At 67.3% G+C, this 19,364-nt stretch carries 34 protein-coding genes; all 34 read right to left on the reverse strand.

Going from position 1 to position 19,364, the window contains the following annotated elements; translation table 11 throughout:
- Positions 1 to 5: 5 nt before the first annotated feature.
- Positions 6 to 410, reverse strand: a complete 405-nt coding sequence (rpsK, locus tag ACIQWG_RS25845; RefSeq protein WP_003956432.1) for a 30S ribosomal protein S11 — start codon at positions 408 to 410, stop codon at positions 6 to 8.
- Positions 411 to 476: 66 nt separating this feature from the next.
- Positions 477 to 857: a 30S ribosomal protein S13 gene (rpsM, locus tag ACIQWG_RS25850; protein ID WP_404100010.1), complete on the reverse strand. Its 381-nt coding sequence runs from the start codon at positions 855 to 857 to the stop codon at positions 477 to 479.
- 217 nt (positions 858 to 1,074) lie between these two features.
- Positions 1,075 to 1,188 (reverse strand): 50S ribosomal protein L36, encoded by a 114-nt coding sequence (gene rpmJ / locus ACIQWG_RS25855; RefSeq protein ID WP_003974245.1) that lies wholly within the window; start codon positions 1,186 to 1,188, stop codon positions 1,075 to 1,077.
- A 60-nt stretch (positions 1,189 to 1,248) separates the two neighbouring features.
- On the reverse strand, positions 1,249 to 1,470 hold the full coding sequence (infA, locus tag ACIQWG_RS25860) for a translation initiation factor IF-1 (protein WP_003948620.1): 222 nt from the start codon (positions 1,468 to 1,470) through the stop codon (positions 1,249 to 1,251).
- 142 nt (positions 1,471 to 1,612) lie between these two features.
- Positions 1,613 to 2,449 carry a type I methionyl aminopeptidase gene (gene map, locus ACIQWG_RS25865; protein WP_404100012.1) on the reverse strand — a complete coding sequence of 279 codons (837 nt, stop codon included), beginning with the start codon at positions 2,447 to 2,449 and terminating at the stop codon, positions 1,613 to 1,615.
- Positions 2,450 to 2,591: 142 nt separating this feature from the next.
- Complete coding sequence (locus ACIQWG_RS25870; RefSeq protein ID WP_404100014.1) at positions 2,592 to 3,254, reverse strand: adenylate kinase; 663 nt, start codon at positions 3,252 to 3,254, stop codon at positions 2,592 to 2,594.
- Positions 3,254 to 4,567, reverse strand: coding sequence for a preprotein translocase subunit SecY (gene secY / locus ACIQWG_RS25875; RefSeq protein ID WP_404100016.1), 1,314 nt, complete (start codon positions 4,565 to 4,567; stop codon positions 3,254 to 3,256). The genes ACIQWG_RS25870 and secY overlap by 1 nt, the downstream gene beginning before the upstream one ends.
- Before the next feature lie 245 nt (positions 4,568 to 4,812).
- Positions 4,813 to 5,268 carry a 50S ribosomal protein L15 gene (rplO, locus tag ACIQWG_RS25880; RefSeq protein ID WP_007443991.1) on the reverse strand — a complete coding sequence of 152 codons (456 nt, stop codon included), beginning with the start codon at positions 5,266 to 5,268 and terminating at the stop codon, positions 4,813 to 4,815.
- 2 nt (positions 5,269 to 5,270) lie between these two features.
- Entirely contained in the window at positions 5,271 to 5,450 is a 180-nt protein-coding gene (gene rpmD, locus ACIQWG_RS25885) for a 50S ribosomal protein L30 (protein ID WP_052580766.1), read from the reverse strand.
- Positions 5,451 to 5,452: 2 nt separating this feature from the next.
- Positions 5,453 to 6,058, reverse strand: coding sequence for a 30S ribosomal protein S5 (gene rpsE, locus ACIQWG_RS25890; RefSeq protein ID WP_007494753.1), 606 nt, complete (start codon positions 6,056 to 6,058; stop codon positions 5,453 to 5,455).
- A gap of 36 nt (positions 6,059 to 6,094) precedes the next feature.
- The gene (gene rplR / locus ACIQWG_RS25895; protein ID WP_030967303.1) at positions 6,095 to 6,478 is read right to left on the reverse strand and encodes a 50S ribosomal protein L18; all 384 of its coding nucleotides are present in this window, start codon (positions 6,476 to 6,478) and stop codon (positions 6,095 to 6,097) included.
- A 3-nt stretch (positions 6,479 to 6,481) separates the two neighbouring features.
- Positions 6,482 to 7,021 carry a 50S ribosomal protein L6 gene (gene rplF / locus ACIQWG_RS25900; protein ID WP_393512148.1) on the reverse strand — a complete coding sequence of 180 codons (540 nt, stop codon included), beginning with the start codon at positions 7,019 to 7,021 and terminating at the stop codon, positions 6,482 to 6,484.
- A 24-nt stretch (positions 7,022 to 7,045) separates the two neighbouring features.
- Complete coding sequence (rpsH, locus tag ACIQWG_RS25905) at positions 7,046 to 7,444, reverse strand: 30S ribosomal protein S8 (protein WP_007384075.1); 399 nt, start codon at positions 7,442 to 7,444, stop codon at positions 7,046 to 7,048.
- A gap of 212 nt (positions 7,445 to 7,656) precedes the next feature.
- The gene (locus ACIQWG_RS25910) at positions 7,657 to 7,842 is read right to left on the reverse strand and encodes a type Z 30S ribosomal protein S14 (protein WP_003948630.1); all 186 of its coding nucleotides are present in this window, start codon (positions 7,840 to 7,842) and stop codon (positions 7,657 to 7,659) included.
- Positions 7,843 to 7,847: 5 nt separating this feature from the next.
- Entirely contained in the window at positions 7,848 to 8,405 is a 558-nt protein-coding gene (rplE, locus tag ACIQWG_RS25915; RefSeq protein WP_272112662.1) for a 50S ribosomal protein L5, read from the reverse strand.
- On the reverse strand, positions 8,405 to 8,728 hold the full coding sequence (gene rplX, locus ACIQWG_RS25920; RefSeq protein ID WP_053674523.1) for a 50S ribosomal protein L24: 324 nt from the start codon (positions 8,726 to 8,728) through the stop codon (positions 8,405 to 8,407). The genes rplE and rplX overlap by 1 nt, the downstream gene beginning before the upstream one ends.
- A 2-nt stretch (positions 8,729 to 8,730) precedes the next feature.
- On the reverse strand, positions 8,731 to 9,099 hold the full coding sequence (gene rplN, locus ACIQWG_RS25925; RefSeq protein WP_003956455.1) for a 50S ribosomal protein L14: 369 nt from the start codon (positions 9,097 to 9,099) through the stop codon (positions 8,731 to 8,733).
- A gap of 104 nt (positions 9,100 to 9,203) precedes the next feature.
- On the reverse strand, positions 9,204 to 9,488 hold the full coding sequence (gene rpsQ / locus ACIQWG_RS25930) for a 30S ribosomal protein S17 (RefSeq protein WP_018543912.1): 285 nt from the start codon (positions 9,486 to 9,488) through the stop codon (positions 9,204 to 9,206).
- Positions 9,488 to 9,712, reverse strand: a complete 225-nt coding sequence (gene rpmC / locus ACIQWG_RS25935) for a 50S ribosomal protein L29 (RefSeq protein WP_007494763.1) — start codon at positions 9,710 to 9,712, stop codon at positions 9,488 to 9,490. The genes rpsQ and rpmC overlap by 1 nt, the downstream gene beginning before the upstream one ends.
- Positions 9,712 to 10,131 (reverse strand): 50S ribosomal protein L16, encoded by a 420-nt coding sequence (rplP, locus tag ACIQWG_RS25940; protein ID WP_030745246.1) that lies wholly within the window; start codon positions 10,129 to 10,131, stop codon positions 9,712 to 9,714. The genes rpmC and rplP overlap by 1 nt, the downstream gene beginning before the upstream one ends.
- Positions 10,132 to 10,136: 5 nt before the next feature.
- A complete protein-coding gene (gene rpsC / locus ACIQWG_RS25945; protein WP_369272859.1) occupies positions 10,137 to 10,961 on the reverse strand; it encodes a 30S ribosomal protein S3 in 825 nt (274 codons plus the stop codon).
- Positions 10,961 to 11,308 carry a 50S ribosomal protein L22 gene (gene rplV / locus ACIQWG_RS25950; RefSeq protein ID WP_026290933.1) on the reverse strand — a complete coding sequence of 116 codons (348 nt, stop codon included), beginning with the start codon at positions 11,306 to 11,308 and terminating at the stop codon, positions 10,961 to 10,963. The genes rpsC and rplV overlap by 1 nt, the downstream gene beginning before the upstream one ends.
- A 44-nt stretch (positions 11,309 to 11,352) precedes the next feature.
- Positions 11,353 to 11,634, reverse strand: coding sequence for a 30S ribosomal protein S19 (rpsS, locus tag ACIQWG_RS25955; RefSeq protein ID WP_003992359.1), 282 nt, complete (start codon positions 11,632 to 11,634; stop codon positions 11,353 to 11,355).
- A 12-nt stretch (positions 11,635 to 11,646) separates the two neighbouring features.
- Positions 11,647 to 12,483, reverse strand: coding sequence for a 50S ribosomal protein L2 (rplB, locus tag ACIQWG_RS25960; RefSeq protein ID WP_007494772.1), 837 nt, complete (start codon positions 12,481 to 12,483; stop codon positions 11,647 to 11,649).
- 38 nt (positions 12,484 to 12,521) lie between these two features.
- On the reverse strand, positions 12,522 to 12,941 hold the full coding sequence (gene rplW / locus ACIQWG_RS25965) for a 50S ribosomal protein L23 (protein WP_030952372.1): 420 nt from the start codon (positions 12,939 to 12,941) through the stop codon (positions 12,522 to 12,524).
- Positions 12,941 to 13,597, reverse strand: a complete 657-nt coding sequence (gene rplD / locus ACIQWG_RS25970) for a 50S ribosomal protein L4 (RefSeq protein WP_404100021.1) — start codon at positions 13,595 to 13,597, stop codon at positions 12,941 to 12,943. Before rplD ends, rplW begins: the two co-directional genes overlap by 1 nt.
- An 8-nt stretch (positions 13,598 to 13,605) precedes the next feature.
- Positions 13,606 to 14,250, reverse strand: a complete 645-nt coding sequence (gene rplC / locus ACIQWG_RS25975) for a 50S ribosomal protein L3 (protein WP_055622540.1) — start codon at positions 14,248 to 14,250, stop codon at positions 13,606 to 13,608.
- Positions 14,251 to 14,267: 17 nt separating this feature from the next.
- Entirely contained in the window at positions 14,268 to 14,576 is a 309-nt protein-coding gene (rpsJ, locus tag ACIQWG_RS25980) for a 30S ribosomal protein S10 (RefSeq protein WP_003948644.1), read from the reverse strand.
- A 445-nt stretch (positions 14,577 to 15,021) separates the two neighbouring features.
- Positions 15,022 to 16,122: a pyrroloquinoline quinone biosynthesis protein PqqE gene (gene pqqE, locus ACIQWG_RS25985; protein ID WP_404100023.1), complete on the reverse strand. Its 1,101-nt coding sequence runs from the start codon at positions 16,120 to 16,122 to the stop codon at positions 15,022 to 15,024.
- Positions 16,119 to 16,391: a pyrroloquinoline quinone biosynthesis peptide chaperone PqqD gene (gene pqqD, locus ACIQWG_RS25990; RefSeq protein ID WP_404100025.1), complete on the reverse strand. Its 273-nt coding sequence runs from the start codon at positions 16,389 to 16,391 to the stop codon at positions 16,119 to 16,121. Before pqqD ends, pqqE begins: the two co-directional genes overlap by 4 nt.
- On the reverse strand, positions 16,388 to 17,170 hold the full coding sequence (gene pqqC / locus ACIQWG_RS25995) for a pyrroloquinoline-quinone synthase PqqC (RefSeq protein WP_404100027.1): 783 nt from the start codon (positions 17,168 to 17,170) through the stop codon (positions 16,388 to 16,390). The genes pqqD and pqqC overlap by 4 nt, the downstream gene beginning before the upstream one ends.
- The gene (gene pqqB / locus ACIQWG_RS26000) at positions 17,167 to 18,042 is read right to left on the reverse strand and encodes a pyrroloquinoline quinone biosynthesis protein PqqB (RefSeq protein WP_404100030.1); all 876 of its coding nucleotides are present in this window, start codon (positions 18,040 to 18,042) and stop codon (positions 17,167 to 17,169) included. Before pqqB ends, pqqC begins: the two co-directional genes overlap by 4 nt.
- Before the next feature lie 8 nt (positions 18,043 to 18,050).
- On the reverse strand, positions 18,051 to 18,191 hold the full coding sequence (gene pqqA, locus ACIQWG_RS26005) for a pyrroloquinoline quinone precursor peptide PqqA (RefSeq protein WP_404100032.1): 141 nt from the start codon (positions 18,189 to 18,191) through the stop codon (positions 18,051 to 18,053).
- A 40-nt stretch (positions 18,192 to 18,231) separates the two neighbouring features.
- Positions 18,232 to 19,335, reverse strand: a complete 1,104-nt coding sequence (locus tag ACIQWG_RS26010; RefSeq protein WP_404100034.1) for a PQQ-dependent sugar dehydrogenase — start codon at positions 19,333 to 19,335, stop codon at positions 18,232 to 18,234.
- Positions 19,336 to 19,364 lie beyond the last annotated feature (29 nt).

The following is a 19,364-nucleotide window of genomic DNA, read 5'->3' on the forward strand; positions in this document are numbered from 1 at the left end:
GTGCGTCAGACGCGACGACGCTTCGGCGGACGGCAGCCGTTGTGCGGGGTCGGGGTGACGTCCTGGATGGAGCCGACCTCGAGACCGGTCGCCTGGAGCGAACGGATGGCGGTCTCACGACCGGAACCCGGGCCCTTGACGAACACGTCGACCTTGCGCATGCCGTGCTCCTGCGCGCGACGGGCAGCCGACTCGGCGGCCATCTGCGCGGCGAACGGCGTGGACTTGCGGGAGCCCTTGAAGCCGACGTGGCCGGCGGAGGCCCAGGAGATCACGTTGCCCGACGGGTCCGTGATGGAGACGATCGTGTTGTTGAACGTGCTCTTGATGTGCGCGTGGCCGTGAGCGACGTTCTTCTTTTCCTTGCGGCGCACCTTCTTGGCAGCGCCCTGACGACCCTTGGGGGGCATCTGTACTCCTACGGGAGGTGGTCGGTCCTACAGCGAAGACCGCTGGACGGCGAAGTCCGCTGTGGACTACTTCTTGCCCGGCTTCTTCTTGCCGGCGATGGCGCGACGCGGGCCCTTGCGGGTGCGGGCGTTGGTGCTGGTGCGCTGACCGCGGACGGGCAGACCGCGGCGGTGCCGCAGACCCTGGTAGCAGCCGATCTCGACCTTGCGGCGGATGTCGGCCTGGATCTCACGACGGAGGTCACCCTCGGTCCTGATGTTGTTGTCGACGTACTCACGAATCGCGACGAGCTGCTCCTCGGAGAGGTCGCGAACGCGGGTGTTCGGGTCGATGCCGGTCTCAGCCAGCGTCTGCTGCGAAAGCGTCCGGCCGATGCCGAACACGTAGGTGAGGGCGACCTCCACGCGCTTGTCGCGCGGGATGTCAACACCGGAAACGCGTGCCATTCAATGGCTCCTGGTGATCTTCGGAGGTCTTCCGCAGAATCGGATCCCAGCCGCCGGCCTCTTCACGCTGTTCAACAGATGCAGCCAAAGATTAGGTACGGACTGGGTCCCCGGCCTCCGAGCCGGGGGTGTCAGGCGAGTGCCTGGATCCTGCGTATGAACATATTCAGCTCGCGTCGCGCGAAGTACTGCGAATGCAGATGGAACGGTCTTGCGATCAGCCCTGGCGCTGCTTGTGGCGCGGGTTGTCGCAGATGACCATGACCCGACCGTGACGGCGGATCACCCTGCACTTGTCGCAGATCTTCTTGACGCTCGGCTTGACCTTCATTGGGTGAGGTTCTCCGGGTCAGTGCCATCACCCCGGGAAACCCCGGGGCGCGGGCAAGATCTACTTGTATCGGTAGACGATCCGGCCACGCGTCAGGTCGTACGGAGACAGCTCCACCACGACCCGGTCGTCAGGGAGGATGCGGATGTAGTGCATGCGCATCTTGCCGCTGATGTGTGCCAGGACCTGGTGGCCGTTCTGGAGCTCGACCTTGAACATGGCGTTCGGCAGAGACTCGACGACAGTGCCCTCGATCTCGATGGCACCTTGCTTCTTGGCCACGCTTCGCCCTTCGGAATCGACTACCTTGATCGACTCCGTGCGAGTGCATGCAGGCATGCGAGTGCACGAGAGCCGACGAGTCAGTCTACGTCAGGGCACCCGGAAAGACGAATCGGGGAAGTCTGCCCCAACAGGCAGATCATTAAGCGAGCGGATCCGGAGCCGCCGTGATCCCGTGCTCGGCGAGCTTCGCCCTGCCCCCGTCGGGAGCGGTGAGCACCAGGGGACCCTCTTCGGTCAGCGCGACCGAGTGCTCCCAGTGACTCGACCAGGTGCCGTCCGTGGTGATGACGGTCCAGTCGTCCGACAGGACCTCCGTCTTCGCCGTCCCCAGCGAGACCATCGGCTCGATCGCGAGGCAGAACCCGGGAACCAGCTTCGGGCCCTTGCCCCGCCGCCGGTCGACGTAGTTCAGCAGGTGCGGGTCCATGTGCATCTCGGTGCCGATGCCGTGGCCGCCGTAGTCCTCGATGATCCCGTACTTGCCGCCGCCCGGCTTCGGCTGTCGGCGGATGTACGTCTCGATGGCGCGGGAGACGTCGACGAGCCGGTTGCCCTGCTTCATCGCCGCGATGCCGGCCCACATCGACTCCTCGGTCACCCGGGAGAGCTCGACCAGCTCCGGAGCGTGACCGGAGCCCACGAAGGCGGTGTAGGCCGCATCGCCGTGCCAGCCGTCGATGATCGCGCCGCAGTCGATGGAGATGATGTCGCCGTCCTTGAGGACGACGTCCTCGGACGGGATGCCGTGGACGACGACGTCGTTCACGGAGGTGCAGATCGTCGCGGGGAAGCCGCCGTAGCCGAGGAAGTTCGACTTGGCGCCGTGCTCGGCGAGCACCTTGCGGGCGACCTCGTCCAGATCCTTGGTGCTGGCCCCGGGCACCGCGGCCTCGCGCGTGGCCGCGTGAATGGCGGCCACGACCAGCCCCGCCTCGCGCATCTTGGCGATCTGCTCGGGGTTCTTGATCTGCACCATGGGGACGAGCGCCTTTCCTGGGCCGGAATACAGGGGACTGCTTCAACCATAAGGGCGGAGCCGATCCGCCCCACCCCACGCAGCAGCCGCGGCCCCCTCAGTGGGAACCGCGGCCTGAGCTACGTACGAGCGGCGAACGCTCCTACTTGCCGTCCTCGTCACGCTTGAGCGCCTCCATGGCGCGCGCCGTGACCTCTTCGACCTTGCCCAGCGCGGAGATGGTGACGACCAGCCCCTGCGCCTTGTAGTAGTCGATGATCGGCTCGGTCTGCGTGTGGTAGACCTCGAGGCGCTTGCGGACGGTCTCCTCCGAGTCGTCGTCGCGCTGGTACAGCTCGCCGCCGCAGACGTCGCAGACGCCTTCCTGCTTCGGCTTGCTGTACGTCACGTGGAAGACGTGGCTGGAGTCCTTGCGGCAGATCCGCCGCCCGGCGATCCGCTTGACGACCTCTTCCTCGGGGACCTCCAGGTCGAGCACCGCGTCCAGCTTCATGCTCTCGGACTGGAGCATCTCGTCGAGCGCCTCGGCCTGGGACACATTGCGCGGGAAGCCGTCCAGCAGGAAGCCGTTCTCGGCGTCCGGCTTCTCCATGCGGTCCTTGGCCATCCCGATGGTGACCTCGTCCGGCACCAGGTTGCCCGCGTCCATGTAGGACTTCGCGAGCTTCCCGAGCTCCGTCTGCTGGCTGATGTTGGCCCGGAACAGGTCGCCCGTGGAGATGTGCGGAATCGACAGGTTCTTGGCGAGGAACGCGGCCTGCGTTCCCTTACCGGCACCCGGCGGCCCGACGAGGACGATACGCATCAGCGGAGGAACCCTTCGTAATTGCGCTGCTGGAGCTGGCTCTCGATCTGCTTCACCGTCTCCAGGCCCACACCCACGATGATCAGGATGCTGGTCCCGCCGAAGGGGAAGTTCTGGTTTGCCCCGAAACCAGCCAACGCCATCGTCGGCACGAGAGCGATCAGACCCAAGTACAGCGAGCCCGGCCAGGTGATCCGGTTGAGCACGTAGGAAAGGTACTCAGCGGTCGGTCGGCCAGCCCGGATGCCCGGGATGAAGCCACCATACTTCTTCATGTTGTCCGCGACTTCCTCGGGGTTGAACGAGATGGCCACGTAGAAGAACGCGAAGAAGACAATCAGGAGGAAATAGAGGGCGATGTGGACGGGCGCCGCCGTATCGGCGAGGTTCTTTGTGACCCAGGTCGCCCATCCCGACTCGGAGTTCGCGAACTGGACGATCAACGCCGGAATGTAGAGCAGCGACGAGGCGAAGATCACCGGAATGACACCGGCCTGGTTCACCTTGAGCGGGATGTACGTCGACGTACCACCATAGGAACGCCGACCGATCATGCGCTTCGCGTACTGCACCGGAATCCGGCGTTGCGCCTGTTCGACGAAGACGACGAGGCCGACCATGACCAGGCCCACGGCGATGACGGTGCCGAACTCGATCCAGCCGCCCGCCAGGGAGCCCTGCTGCTTGATGGCCCACAGAGCGGACGGGAAGGTGGCGGCGATCGAGATGAACATCAGGATCGACATGCCGTTACCGATGCCGCGGTCCGTGATGAGCTCACCGAGCCACATGACGGTCGCCGTACCGGCCGTCATGGTGATGACCATGACGATGGTGGTGAAGATCGAGCGGTCCGGAACGATCTGGCCGGCCACCTGACAGTTCGGGAACAGCGAGCCGCTGCGGGCGGTGGCCACCAGGCCGGTGCCCTGAAGGATCGCGAGGGCCACGGTCAGATAGCGGGTGTACTGCGTGATCTTGGCCGTACCCGCCTGCCCCTCCTTCTTCAGGGCTTCCAGACGCGGGATCACGACGGTCAGCAATTGCAGGATGATGCTCGCCGTGATGTACGGCATGATGCCGAGCGCGAAGATCGTGATCTGGAGCAGCGCGCCACCACTGAACATGTTGACCAGACCGAACAGACCCTGGTTGGTCTGCGCCTGGTCGATACAGACCTGAACGGCCTTGTAGTCGACGCCGGGGATCGGGATGTGTGTACCGACCCGGTAGATCACGATGATGGCGAGCGTGAAGAGCAGCTTCTTGCGCAGGTCGGGCGTCTTGAACGCCCGGGCGAACGCGGTGAGCACGGTGCCTCCTGCGACCCCCGCGCTACTGCGTCAAGGGTGACGGTCTTGAGGTTCGACTAATAGGAACGACTTAGCTAACGGTCAACTGCCGCTCAGAGTGCCTCATACGAAGCACTAAGAAAAAGTGGGCAGTGCAGGCCACCTTACCGGCGAGACCGCCCCCCTTGGAACGACCAACCGGGGATACCCCATTTGTGGGGTATCCCCGGTCGGGATCGCTCAAGTCATCGAGGCGCCTGATTCGTTCAGACGAGCTCGGTGACGGTACCGCCGGCGGCGGTGATCTTCTCCTTGGCGGAGCCGGAGACGGCGTCGACCGTCACCTGGAGCGCCACGGAGACCTCGCCCTGGCCGAGGACCTTGACGAGGCTGTTCTTGCGAACCGCACCCTTGGCGACGAGACCCTCGACGGTGACCTCGCCACCCTCCGGGTACAGCGCGGCCAGCTTGTCGAGGTTCACGACCTGGAACTCGGTCTTGAACGGGTTCTTGAAGCCCTTCAGCTTCGGAAGACGCATGTGGAGGGGCATCTGCCCACCCTCGAAGCGCTCCGGAACCTGGTAACGAGCCTTCGTACCCTTGGTACCACGACCGGCCGTCTTACCCTTCGACGCCTCACCACGACCCACACGGGTCTTGGCGGTCTTGGCGCCCGGGGCCGGACGGAGGTTGTGGATCTTGAGCGGGTTGTTCTCCGCCATGATCAGACCTCCTCAACCGTCACGAGGTGGCGGACGGTGTGCACCATGCCGCGGAACTCGGGGCGGTCCTCCTTGACGACCTGCGTGTTGATGCCCTTGAGACCAAGGGACCGCAGGGTGTCACGGTGGTTCTGCTTGCTGCCGATGTAGGACTTGACCTGCGTAATCTTGAGCTGCGCCATGATTACGCACCCGCCCCGGCACGCGCACGCAGCAGAGCCGCGGGAGCGACGTCCTCGAGCGGCAGGCCACGGCGGGCCGCGACCTCCTCGGGACGCTGCAGGCCCTTCAGGGCCGCCACGGTGGCGTGCACGATGTTGATCGCGTTGTCGGAGCCGAGCGACTTCGACAGGATGTCGTGGATACCGGCGCACTCGAGCACGGCACGCACCGGACCACCGGCGATAACACCGGTACCGGGCGACGCGGGCTTGAGCAGCACGACGCCGGCAGCCTTCTCACCCTGGATCGGGTGCGGGATGGTGCCCTGGATACGGGGGACCTTGAAGAAGTGCTTCTTGGCCTCCTCAACACCCTTGGCGATGGCGGCCGGCACCTCCTTGGCCTTGCCGTAACCGACACCCACGGTGCCGTCACCGTCGCCCACCACGACCAGCGCGGTGAAGCTGAAGCGACGACCACCCTTCACAACCTTGGCGACACGGTTGATCGCGACGACACGCTCAACGTAAGCGGTCTTCTCGGCGGCGGCTGCGCCACCGTCACGACCCTTACGGTCCCGCCGCTCGCCGCCACCGGCACCGCCACCGCGGCGCTGGGGTCCAGCCATTGGATTACCTCTCTCTTTCCGCTAGCTACGAGCGGCTCAGAACTTGAGCCCGGCTTCGCGGGCGGCGTCCGCCAGGGCGGCGATGCGCCCGGCGTACTGGTTACCACCACGGTCGAATACGACGGCCTCGACGCCGGCGGCCTTGGCGCGCTCGGCGACCAGGGCTCCGACCTGCTTGGCCTGCGCGGACTTGTCGCCCTCGCCACCGCGGATCGAGGTGTCCAGGGTGGACGCCGACGCAAGGGTGTGACCCTTGAGGTCGTCGATCACCTGGGCCACGATGTGGCGGTTCGAGCGGGTAACGACCAGACGCGGACGCTCCGCCGTTCCGTTGATGTGCTTACGGATCCGGATGTGGCGGCGCTTGATCGCGGCGCGCTTGTAGGCGTCGCCCTTGAGGATCTTCTGTCCGTATGCCATGGCTTACTTACCCGCCTTTCCGACCTTGCGGCGGATGACTTCGCCCTCGTACTTGACGCCCTTGGCCTTGTACGGGTCGGGCTTGCGCAGCTTGCGGATGTTGGCCGCAACCTCGCCGACCTTCTGCTTGTCGATGCCCTCGACGGAGAAGCGCGTGGGGGCCTCCACCTTGAAGGTGATGCCCTCGGGCGCCTCGACCAGGATCGGGTGGCTGTAACCGAGGGAGAACTCCAGGTTCGAACCCTTGGCGACAACGCGGTAACCGACACCGCTGATCTCGAGCTTCTTCACGTAACCCTGGGTCACGCCGGTGATCATGTTCGCCACCAGCGTGCGGGACAGGCCGTGCAGGGCCTTGTTCTGACGCTCGTCGTTGGGGCGGGTGACGTTGAGCACGCCGTCCTCGCCCTTGGCGATCTCGATCGGCGCCACGACGGTGTGGGTCAGCGTGCCCTTGGGGCCCTTGACCGAGACCGCCTGGCCGTCGATGGTGACGTCCACGCCGGCGGGAACCGCGATGGGGAGCTTGCCGATGCGCGACATAGCTGTTTCCTCCGTTCCCTTCTGCTACCAGACGTAGGCGAGGACTTCTCCGCCTACGCCCTTCTTGCCGGCCTGCTTGTCGGTGAGAAGCCCGTGCGACGTGGAGATGATCGCCACGCCGAGGCCGCCGAGCACCTTCGGCAGGTTGGTGGACTTCGCGTACACCCGGAGACCGGGCTTGGAGATCCGCTTGATGCCCGCGATGGAGCGCTCACGGTTGGGGCCGAACTTCAGCTCCAGGACGAGGTTCTTGCCGACCTCGGCGTCCTCGACCTTCCAGCCCGTGATGAAGCCCTCCTGCTGGAGGATCTCCGCGATGTGCGACTTGATCTTCGATGCCGGCATCGTCACGGAGTCGTGGTATGCCGAGTTCGCGTTCCGCAGACGCGTAAGCATGTCTGCGATCGGATCAGTCATGGTCATGAATTGGCCTTCGGCCTCTCTCGCCGGGGTTTCCTGGTGCGCCATCCCTCTCCCCGATCCGAGACGGGACGGGTGCGGCGCGGTGGACCTACGGCGTAGTAAGTCGTACGGGCGTAACAGGCGCCCAACCCCACAAGCCTAAGCCATGCGGGGGTGGGCCCCTGTCCACCCAGATGCTTACCGAGAGACTCCGGAATCCCTTATTAGGGGGATTACCAGGAGCTCTTGGTCACGCCCGGCAGCTCGCCACGGTGAGCCATCTCACGAAGGCACACGCGGCACAGGCCGAACTTGCGGTACACGGAGTGCGGACGGCCGCAGCGCTGGCAGCGCGTGTAGCCACGCACACCGAACTTGGGCTTGCGAGCAGCCTTGGCAATCAGAGCCTTCTTCGCCATCTCGCTCACGCCTCCTTGAACGGGAAGCCGAGGTGACGAAGGAGCGCGCGGCCCTCAGCGTCGTTGGTCGCCGTGGTCACCACGGTGATGTCCATACCCCGGGTACGGTCGATCTTGTCCTGGTCGATCTCGTGGAACATGACCTGCTCGGTGAGACCGAAGGTGTAGTTGCCACGGCCGTCGAACTGCTTGGGGGACAGACCACGGAAGTCGCGGATGCGCGGAAGCGCGAGCGACAGGGTGCGGTCCAGGAACTCCCACATGCGGTCGCCACGGAGCGTGACGTGGGCACCGATCGGCTGACCCTCACGCAGCTTGAACTGCGCGATGGACTTGCGGGCCTTGGTGACGGCCGGCTTCTGACCGGTGATGGTGGTCAGGTCGCGGATCGCGCCCTCGATCAGCTTCGAGTCACGGGCGGCGTCGCCGACACCCATGTTGACCACGATCTTGACGAGGCCGGGGATCTGCATGACGTTCTCGTACTTGAACTCGTCACGCAGCTTGCCCGCGATCTCCTCGCGGTACTTCTGCTTCAGACGCGGGCTGGTGGTGGTCGTCATCAGATGTCCTCACCCGTCCGCTTGGCAACGCGGATCTTGTTGCCTTCGTCGTCGAAGCGGTAACCGACACGCGTGACGACCTTGTTGCCGTCCTTCTCAACGACCAGCTGGACGTTGGAGACGTGGATCGGCGCCTCGGTCGTGACGATGCCGCCGGCCTGCGAACCGCGAGCGGTCGGACCGGCCTTGGTGTGCTTCTTGACCCGGTTGACACCCTCGACCAGGACACGCTCGTCGCGCGGGTAAGCGGCAATGACCTTGCCCTGCTTGCCCTTGTCCTTACCGGTGATGACCTGGACCAGGTCGCCCTTCTTGATCTTCATGCTTACAGCACCTCCGGCGCGAGCGAGATGATCTTCATGAACTTCTTCTCGCGCAGCTCACGGCCGACCGGGCCGAAGATACGGGTGCCGCGAGGGTCGCCGTCGTTCTTCAGAATGACGGCGGCGTTCTCGTCGAAGCGGATGTACGAGCCGTCCTGACGGCGACGCTCCTTGACGGTGCGAACGATGACCGCCTTGACGACGTCACCCTTCTTCACGTTGCCACCGGGGATCGCGTCCTTGACGGTGGCGACGATGACGTCACCGATGCCCGCGTAGCGGCGACCGGAGCCACCGAGCACACGGATGCAAAGGATCTCCTTCGCACCAGTGTTGTCGGCGACGCGCAGTCGCGACTCCTGCTGGATCACGTCTATCTCCTGTGTGTCTGCCGGTTCCCGGCAGGGGCCCCTTCTCTACGAGGGGAGCCCCTGCCGAGCCTGGCGGAACTGACCTGCGGGTTTGCCCGCAGGAATTACTTGGCCTTCTCGAGGATCTCGACGACGCGCCAGCGCTTCGTCGCGGACAGCGGCCGGGTCTCCATCAGGAGGACACGGTCGCCGACGCCCGCGGCGTTCTGCTCGTCGTGCGCCTTGAGCTTGTTCGTACGGCGGATGACCTTGCCGTACAGCGCGTGCTTCACACGGTCCTCGACGGCGACGACGACGGTCTTGTCCATCTTGTCGCTGACGACGAGACCCTCACGGGTCTTGCGGAAACCGCGCGCCTCTGCGTTCTCAGTCACGTTCTTCTCGCTCATCAGGCGTTCTCCACCGTTTCGATGCCCAGCTCACGCTCGCGCATCAGGGTGTAGATCCGCGCGATGTCCTTGCGGACCGCCTTGAGACGGCCGTGGTTCTCGAGCTGACCGGTCGCCGCCTGGAAGCGGAGGTTGAACAGCTCTTCCTTGGCCTCGCGGAGCTTCGCCAGAAGCTCCTCGTTGCCCAGCTCGCGCAGCTCGGACGCCTTGGTACCGGCCGACATCACGCTTCACCTGCCTCGCGCTTGACGATCCGGCACTTCATCGGCAGCTTGTGGGCGGCGCGAGTCAGGGCCTCACGGGCGATCTTCTCGTTGGGGTACGACAGCTCGAACATCACGCGTCCGGGCTTGACGTTGGCGATCCACCACTCCGGCGAACCCTTACCGGAACCCATGCGGGTCTCGGCAGGCTTCTTCGTGAGCGGACGGTCCGGGTAGATGTTGATCCAGACCTTGCCACCACGCTTGATGTGACGCGTCATGGCGATACGAGCGGCCTCGATCTGACGGTTCGTCACGTAGGCCGGGGTGAGCGCCTGGATGCCGTACTCGCCGAACGCAACCTGCGTCCCACCCTTGGACATACCGCTGCGCTTCGGGTGGTGCTGCTTGCGGTGCTTGACCCTACGGGGGATCAGCATTTCGGTCAGGCCTCCGTTCCGGTGCTCTCAGCCGGAGCGGACGCCTGGGCCTCGGCCTTGGGGGCCTCGGCGCCGGCAGCCTGCTGCGGCTTGCGACCGCGCCGCTCGCCACCACGGCCACCACGGGCCGGGCGGTCGGAGCCGCCACCGCGAGCCGGGCGGTTACCCGCACGGGCGGCAGCGTTCTCGGCGCGGACCTCGGCGATGTTCTTGACATCGCCCTTGTAGATCCAGACCTTCACACCGATGCGGCCGAAGGTCGTCTTGGCCTCGAAGAAGCCGTAGTCCACGTTCGCGCGGAGCGTGTGCAGGGGCACACGGCCCTCGCGGTAGAACTCCGAGCGGGACATCTCGGCGCCGCCGAGGCGGCCACCGCACTGGATCTTGATGCCCTTGGCGCCGGCCTTCATCGCCGACTGCATGCTCTTACGCATGGCGCGGCGGAAGGAGACGCGGGAGGAGAGCTGCTCGGCAACGGCCTGCGCAACCAGCTGAGCGTCGGTCTCGGGGTTCTTGACCTCGAGGATGTTCAGCTGGACCTGCTTGCCCGTGAGCTTCTCGAGGTCACCGCGGATGCGGTCGGCCTCGGCGCCACGGCGGCCGATGACGATGCCCGGACGAGCGGTGTGGATGTCCACCCGCACGCGGTCACGGGTGCGCTCGATCTCAACCTTCGAGATACCGGCGCGCTCCATGCCGGACGTCATCATCCGACGGATGGCGACGTCTTCCTTGACGTAGTCCTTGTACAGCTTGTCGGCGTACCACCGGGACTTGAAGTCCGTGGTGACACCGAGCCGGAACCCATGCGGGTTAACCTTCTGGCCCATTACCGGGTTCCTTCCTTGCTGCTGACGACCACAGTGATGTGGCTGGTCCGCTTGCGGATCCGGTAGGCACGGCCCTGGGCACGCGGACGGAACCGCTTCAGGGTCGGGCCCTCGTCGACGTACGCCTCGCTGATGACCAGCGAGGAGGCGTCCGGGTGGTCGTAGTTGTGCGCGGCGTTGGCGATGGCGCTGTCGAGCACCTTGCCGACCGGCACGGAGGCTGCCTGCGGAGCGAATCGCAGAACAGCCTGAGCCTCCGTGGCATCCATGCCACGGATAAGGTCCACCACGCGGCGGGCCTTCATGGGCGTAACGCGGATGTACCGCGCCTGGGCCCTGGCTTCCATGGTTGTCCCTCTCAGTTACTTACGTGTCTGAATGCGATCCGCTACTAGCGGCGCTTCGACTTCCGGTCGTCCTTGACGTGGCCCCGGAAGGTGCGCGTCGGCGAGAACTCGCCGAGCTTGTGGCCGACCATCGACTCGGTGACGAACACCGGGATGTGGGTCTTGCCGTTGTGCACCGCGAGCGTGTGGCCGAGCATGGCCGGCACGATCATGGAGCGACGGGACCAGGTCTTGATGACGTTCTTGGTGCCGGCTTCGTTCTGGGCGTCCACCTTCTTGATCAGGTGGTCGTCGACGAAGGGCCCCTTCTTGAGACTGCGCGGCATCTAAACCCGCTCCTAGCGCTTCTTGTTCGTCTTGCGGCGGCGGACGATGTACTTGTTCGAAGCCTTCTTCGGCGAACGAGTACGACCCTCCTTCTGACCCCACGGGGAGACCGGGTGGCGACCACCGGAGGTCTTGCCCTCACCACCACCGTGCGGGTGGTCGACCGGGTTCATCGCCACACCGCGAACGGTCGGGCGAACGCCCAGCCAGCGCTTGCGGCCGGCCTTGCCCCAGTTGATGTTGCTCTGCTCGGCGTTGCCCACCTCGCCGACCGTGGCGCGGCAGCGCTGGTCGACCAGGCGGATCTCACCGGAAGGCATGCGGAGGTGGGCCATCGAGCCCTCCTTCGCGAGCAGCTGCACGGAGGCACCGGCGGAGCGGGCGAACTTGGCGCCGCCACCGGGACGGAGCTCGATCGCGTGGATCGTGGTACCGACCGGGATGTTGCGGAGCGCCAGGTTGTTGCCCGGCTTGATGTCGGCCCCGGGACCGTTCTCGACGCGGTCACCCTGCTGAAGGTTGCGCGGGGCGAGGATGTAGCGCTTCTCGCCGTCGGCGTAGTGCAGCAGCGCGATGCGCGCGGTGCGGTTGGGGTCGTACTCGATGTGCGCGACCTTCGCCGGCACGCCGTCCTTGTCATGGCGACGGAAGTCGATGACACGGTAGGCGCGCTTGTGTCCGCCACCCTGGTGGCGAACGGTCACACGACCGGCGTTGTTACGGCCGCCCTTGCTGTGCAGCGGGCGGACCAGCGACTTCTCCGGCGTGGACCGCGTGACCTCGACGAAGTCGGCGACGCTGGAGCCACGACGGCCCGGCGTAGTCGGCTTGTACTTGCGGATTCCCATTTCTCAGTCCTCGTCCGATATCGGACGATCCGACCCGCTTACGCGGTCGGACCGCCGAAGATGTCGATACGGTCGCCCTCGGCGAGGGTCACGATCGCGCGCTTGGTGCCCGCGCGCTGGCCGAAGCCGGTGCGGGTGCGCTTGCGCTTGCCCTGGCGGTTGATCGTGTTGACCCCAGTGACCTTGACGTCGAAGACCGCCTGGACGGCCTGCTTGATCTGGGTCTTGTTGGCGCTCGGGGCGACGATGAACGTGTACTTGCCCTCGTCGAGGAGCGCGTAGCTCTTCTCCGAGACAACCGGCTTCAGCAGCACGTCACGGGGGTCCGTGAAGGACTTGCTGACCGGGGTCTCGACGGTGTTCTTGCCCTCGGCGGCGTGGCGACGCGCCTTGGCGACGCGCGCGGCCTTGGCGGCCTTGGCCGCCTTGGAGGCAATGCTCGGGTGACGCGTAGCCATCAGGCCTCGCTCCCTTCGGTGTCATCGGCCTTCGGGCCCGACACGAAGGACTCGAACGCGGCCTGGGTGAAGACCACGTCGTCCGAGACGAGAACGTCGTACGTGTTCAGCTGGCCCGGCTCCAGGATGTGGACCTGGGGCAGGTTGCGGGCGGACAGCCACGCGGCCTCGTCGGCGCGCTCGACGACCAGGAGCAGGTTCTTGCGCTCCGAGATCTTGCCGAACAGGCTCTTCGCGGCCTTCGTGGACGGGTTGTCGCCCTCGATCACGCCGGAGACGACGTGAATGCGGTTGTTGCGGGCCCGGTCGGTGAGGGCGTGGCGCAGGGCCGCGGCCTTCATCTTCTTCGGGGTCCGCTGCGAGTAGTCACGCGGCACGGGACCGTGCACGACGCCACCACCGGCGAACTGCGGCGCGCGGGTCGAGCCCTGACGGGCGCGGCCGGTGCCCTTCTGGCGGTACGGCTTCTTGCCACCACCACGGACTTCGCCACGACGCTTGGTCTTGTGCGTGCCCTGGCGGGCAGCGGCCAGCTGCGCGACGACGACCTGGTGGAGCAGCGGAACGCTGATCTTCTCTACGTCGAAGATCTCCGCGGGGAGCTCGACGGAACCGGCCTTGTCGCCCGCCGGCGAAAGGATGTCAACAGTGCTCATCGGTTACCTCAGGCCCCCTTGGCCGCAGTGCGGACCAGGACGAGGCCGCCGTTCGGACCGGGAACCGCGCCCTTGATGAGCAGCAGACCCTTCTCCGCGTCAACGGCGTGGACGGTCAGGTTCTGGGTGGTGACCCGCTCGTTGCCCATGCGACCCGCCATGCGGAGGCCCTTGAACACACGGCCCGGGGTGGCGCAGCCACCGATGGAACCGGGAGAGCGGTGCTTGCGCTGGGTGCCGTGTCCGGCGCCGAGGCCCTTGAAGTTGTGACGCTTCATGACACCGGCGAAGCCCTTGCCCTTGCTCTTGCCGGTGACGTCGACCTTCACGCCGGCCTCGAAGACCTCGGCCGTGACTTCCTGGCCGAGCGTGTACTCGGAGGCGTCAGCGGTGCGGATCTCGACGAGGTGACGACGGGGGGTGACGTCGGCCTTGGCGAAGTGACCCTTGAGGGGCTTGTTCACCTTGCGCGGGTCGATCTCGCCGAAGGCGATCTGAACCGACTCGTAGCCGTCGACGTCGTTCGTACGGACCTGGGTCACGACGTTGGGGCCGGCCTTGACGACGGTGACCGGAACAACACGGTTGTTCGCGTCCCACACCTGCGTCATGCCGAGCTTCTCGCCCAGGATGCCCTTGATCTGCTTAGCCATTCTCAGATCACCGGCCCCTAGAGCTTGATCTCGATGTCGACACCGGCCGGGAGGTCGAGTCGCATCAGAGAGTCAACGGTCTTGGGCGTCGGGTCGAGGATGTCGATCAGGCGCTTGTGCGTGCGCATCTCGAAGTGCTCGCGCGAGTCCTTGTACTTGTGCGGCGACTTGATGACGCAGTACACGTTCTTCTCAGTGGGCAGCGGCACCGGGCCCGCGACCGACGCACCAGTGCGGGTCACCGTCTCGACGATCTTCTTCGCCGAGGAGTCGATGACCTCGTGGTCGTAGGCCTTGAGCCGGATGCGGATCTTCTGTCCCGCCATGGCTACTCAGTAGTCCTTTGTCTCGTAACGCTCTGGAACCCGATGTTCCTGTGTCCCGCTCTCCGACCCACGCGGTCGGGCGTGTCGCGCTCTCGCTGACACAGATGCCCCTTGTTCGAACATCCCTTGCCTGGGAGCACGGCCCTTCCGGAACCGCAAGCCGGGGACTAGGAGGTCCACCGGGTGCCTGGCCGGTGCCGCACCTTGCTTCCCGAAAGATTCCCGTACGTCCGCCCCAGCGCTGCCTTACGGCAGTTAGGGCGACGAGTACTGTGGGACTCGCTTCCGGTCCTCCCGGCGGGAGGCGCGCAGCATCAACACTCGACCGAGCAACTCGGACAGTCTGCCATATGGGGCCGGGCCTCCGCCAATCGAGCCGGAGAGAATACCCCGAGGGTGACGCAAGTCAAACACTCCTCCGAGAGCACGCGCGGGTCACCGGAGGTCACACCCGGCCGGGCGCTCGCCACCTGATCCGGGCGAGAGGGTCCGGGGTCGCCTCGCTCAGCGCCCGGATCACCCCGTGGTCGGGAGACAGCCCGCACGCCGGATCGGTCCGGGCGGCGTCCCCGGTGAGCGCGTAAGCCTGGCAGCGGCAGCCGCCGAAGTCCTCCTCGCGGCGGGAGCAGCCCCGGCAGGGGTCGGGCATCCAGTCGGTGCCGCGGTAGCGGGTGAACGCCTTGGAGTGGTCCCAGATCCAGTCCAGCGGGTGGTCCCGTACGTTCGGCGGGTCCAGGTCGGGCAGGGAGGCCGCGGCCGGACAGGGCAGGACGGTGCCGTCGGGTGCCACGGTGAGCGAGACCGCGCCCCAGCCGCCCATGCAGGGCTTGGCGACACCGTCGAAGTAGTCGGGGACGACCCAGACCAGCTCGGGACCGCCGGTCAGCCGCTCCCGCCAGCGCCGCACGGCGTCCCGCGCCCCGGCCAGCTGCTCGCGCGTGGGCAGCAGCGCGGCGCGGTTGAGCAGGCCCCAGCCGTAGAACTGGACGTTCGCCAGCTCGATGCGGTCCACGCCCCAGGACAGCCCCAGCTCGACCAGGGCGTCGAGGGCGTCGAGGTTCTCGCGGTGCAGAACGACGTTGAGGCCGAGCGGCAGGCCGGCGGCCCGGACCAGCTCGGCGGCCCGCTCCTTCTCGGCGAAGGACCGGCGCCCGGCGATCTTGTCGGAGGCGCGCGGGTCGGCGTGCTGGACGGACAGCTGGACGCTCTTCAGCCCAGCGGCGACAAGCGCCCCCAGCCGGGCCTCGCTCAGCCCCACCCCGCTGGTGACCAGCTGGGTGTAGATCCCGGCGGCCTCGGCGGCGGCGACGATCCGGTCCAGGTCCCGGCGCAGCAGGGGCTCGCCGCCCGACAGATGGGTGTGGACCACACCGAGCTCCCCTGCCTGACGCATCACGTCCGCCCACTGCTCGGCACTGAGCTCGCTCGAACGCCGGGTCAGCTCAAGGGGGTTGGAGCAGTAGCCGCAATGCAGCGGGCACGCGTGGGTGAGCTCGGCCAGCAGCGCCCACGGGCGGGCCGGCGGCGGCTGATCGGCCGGGTTCATCGCAGCCAGCCCTCCTCGCGCAACCGGTGGAGGAACGCGGGGACCTCCGTGGCGACCGGGGCGCCGGGGAAGCGTTCCGTCAGCTCGGCGACGATGTCGCCCACCTCTCGTGTGCCGTCGCACAGGCCTACGACCGCTGCCGCCGAGCCCCTCAGGACGCCGACGCGCTCCGGGAGGAGCAGCAGGTCGGCGTCCCGTACGGGGTCGTGGCGGCGCACGATGGCGGGGGCCAGGACGGGCCGCCAGTCGGTGCCGGGCGGGGCGCTCACTCCTGCTCCCGGCGGCTCGCCCGGTCCACGGCGTCCAGCAACGCCCACAGGACGTCGCACTTGAAGCTCAGCGCGGCCACCGCGCGCTCCTGGTCGTCGCGGGCGCGGGCCCAGCCCAGCACCAGGTCGAGCGCCTCCCGGCTGTCGCGCCGCCCCTGGGCGACCCGGGTGCGGAAGTAGGCGAGTCCCTCGGAGTCGATCCACGGATAGTGGCGCTCGAAGGCGTCGATGCGGGTGCGCATGAGGTCCGGCGCCGACAGTTCGGTGAGCGAGGCGGCGACGGCTTCGAGGGGCGAGCCCAGCCGGCAGAAGTTGACGTATCCCTCGACCGCCAGCCGTACGCCGGGCAGCACCGAGTCGGTGCGCAGCATCGTCCCGCGGTCCAGGCCGGCCGCCTCGCCGAGCCGCAGCCAGCGCTCGATGCCGCCCTCGCCGGGCTGCGAGCCGTCGTGGTCCTGGATCCGCCGCAGCCACATCCGGCGCAGCTCGGGAGTGGGCAGCTTGGCGGTGATCAGGGCGTCCTTGACGGGGATGTGGCGCTGGTAGTGGAAGCGGTTGACGATCCAGCGGCGCAGTTCCTCGGGGCTGAGGTCGCCGCCGTGCATCCGGATGTTGAAGGGGTGGCGGTGGTGGTAGCGCTTCTCCCCCACCGCGCGCAGTCGTGCCTCCAGCTCGGCGGGGCTCCAGGGCTCCGCCGGCGGGGCGGCCGGCGTGACCTCGGCCGCCGCGTTCCCGGCTGCGGCGTCCTCGGCCGCCGTGCTCACAGCTGCCGTGTTCATGGCTCGATCACCATCCCGTCGTACGCCACCTCGATGCCCAGCCGGGCCAGCCGCTTGTGCTGGGGTGCGGCCGGGTCGACGAGGGGGTTGGTGTTGTTCAGGTGGGTGTACAGGCACCGGGCGGAGAGCCGGGCCAGCCGCTCGGCGGTGCCGCCCGGTCCGTCGATGGGCAGATGGCCCATGCCGGTGGCGGTGCGGGAGGAGATGCCGGTGCGCACGGGCTCCTCGTCGTCCCAGAAGGTGCCGTCGACGATGACGCAGTCGGCCTCCTCGGCGGCCCGCTGAAGGCGCTCGGGCCAGTCGGCCAGCGCCGGGGCGTAGAGGACGGAGGTCCGGGAGGCCGGGTCGTACAGGCGCAGCGCGACGACCCAGGCGTCGTCGTCCGGGGCGTCGGCGGCGTACCGCGGGCGCTTGCCGGACACCGGGATACCGCTGATCCGCACACCGGGGCCGTGTCCGGGCAGTTCCCGCCAGGTCACGTCGGTGTACGGCGCCAGCACCTCGCCGAGCCGCAGGCGCTCCCGCACCGCCCGCCGGACCGGGTCCGTCGCCAGCACCTCGAAGCCGTCGGCCTCGCGCAGCCGTGCGAGGCCCAGGGTGTGGTCGAGTTCGGCGTCGGTGAGGATCACGCCGGCGATCGGGGTCTGCCGGGGCCCGGGGCCCGGGTGCAGCTCGGGACGGTCCTCGATCTGGTCGCCGATGTCGGGGGTCGCGTTGACGACGTACCAGCGGCCCTCGCCCGTCCGTACGGCGAGCGAGGCGTGCCGGCGGCGCCGCCGCGGGTGGGCGCGTGCCCCGGAGCAGCCGGGGCACGCGCAGTTCCACTGGGGGATGCCGCCGCCGGCGGCGGTACCGAGTACCAGCAGCAGCATGGCGACCGCTAGCGGGTGCTGAGGGAGTAGGCGGTGACCTCCAGCGCGGTGTCGACGACCTCGAAGGCGGGGGCCTGCCAGGTGGCGTCGTCCTGCCCCGCCGCGGGGGCCTGCTCGACCGGCTTCAGCGGTTCCTTGGTCTCGTGCATCGCTCGTACGTCCTTTCCGTGGGGGTTACCTGACGGTGGGTCACTTGATCGGGACGCGGAGGATCTTGTCGTTGCCGTATCCCAAGTCGCTGGTGCCGACCCACAGTTCGTCGGCTCCGGGCACCTTGGCGATGGCGCGCAGCCGGCCGTACGTGCCCGGATAGAAGGCGGTCTTGGTGCCGAGGCGCTCGCTGTCGCCGGCGATCGGGACCCGCCACAGCCGCTGGCCGCGCAGTGACGACACGTAGAGCACGTTGCGCACGACGGCGATCTGCGCGGGCACGCCCCGCTCCGGGCTGAAGGTGGCCATGGGGTCGGCCATGCCCTTGCGGGAGCAGGTGCCCTCGCAGGTGGGCCAGCCGTAGTTGGCGCCCCGCTTGATCAGGTTGAGTTCGTCGTACGTCTGCTGCCCGATCTCGACCGACCACAGCCGACCCTTGCGGTCCCAGGCCAGGCCCTGCGGATTGCGGTGGCCGTAGCTGTAGACGTGGTTGCCGAACGGGTTGCCGGGAGCGGGCTTGCCGCTCTTGGTGATCCGCAGGATCTTCCCGTTGAGCGACTTCCGGTCCTGGGCGAGCTTCGGCTGGAGCGCCTCGCCGGTGGAGACGTAGAGGTACTTGTCGGGGCCGAAGGCGATCCTGCCGCCGTTGTGGTCGCCGCCGCGTCGGATGCCGGTGAGGATCGGCTTGTAGTTGCGCAGCGAGGAGCCGTCGTAGTCCATCCTGACGACCCGGGTCTCCGCCTTCGTGGTGTGCATGAAGAACACCTGCTTGTCCTTCTTGCCGTCCCAGGTCGGGGACGGGGCGACGCCCAGCAGTCCGCCGGCGCCCTCGTCGTACGGCTCGGGGACGGTGTACGGCACCTCGCCGACCCACTTCTTCCTGCCGTCCCGGTCCAGGCGGTAGACCTGGTACGACAGCCGTTCGGTGATCAGGGCGGTGCGGCCGTTCGGCAGGAACGAGATGCCCCAGGGGGTGTGCCATCCCTTCGACAGCGTCTTGACGCCGGCCGGGGCGCCGCCGTCGGCCGCGGCCGGAGCGGCGGTCACCGGCTGGGCCAGCGCGGTCGCCAGCAGCGCGGCGGTGGCGAGCGCGGCAGCGGCGAACCGGGGTGAATGCCGCGTCGAGCGGCGTATGTCGGTCATGTGGACGTCCTTCGTTGCTCGAACTGACG

Source organism: Streptomyces sp. NPDC098781, from assembly GCF_044759995.1.
Taxonomy (GTDB): Bacteria; Actinomycetota; Actinomycetes; order Streptomycetales; family Streptomycetaceae; genus Streptomyces.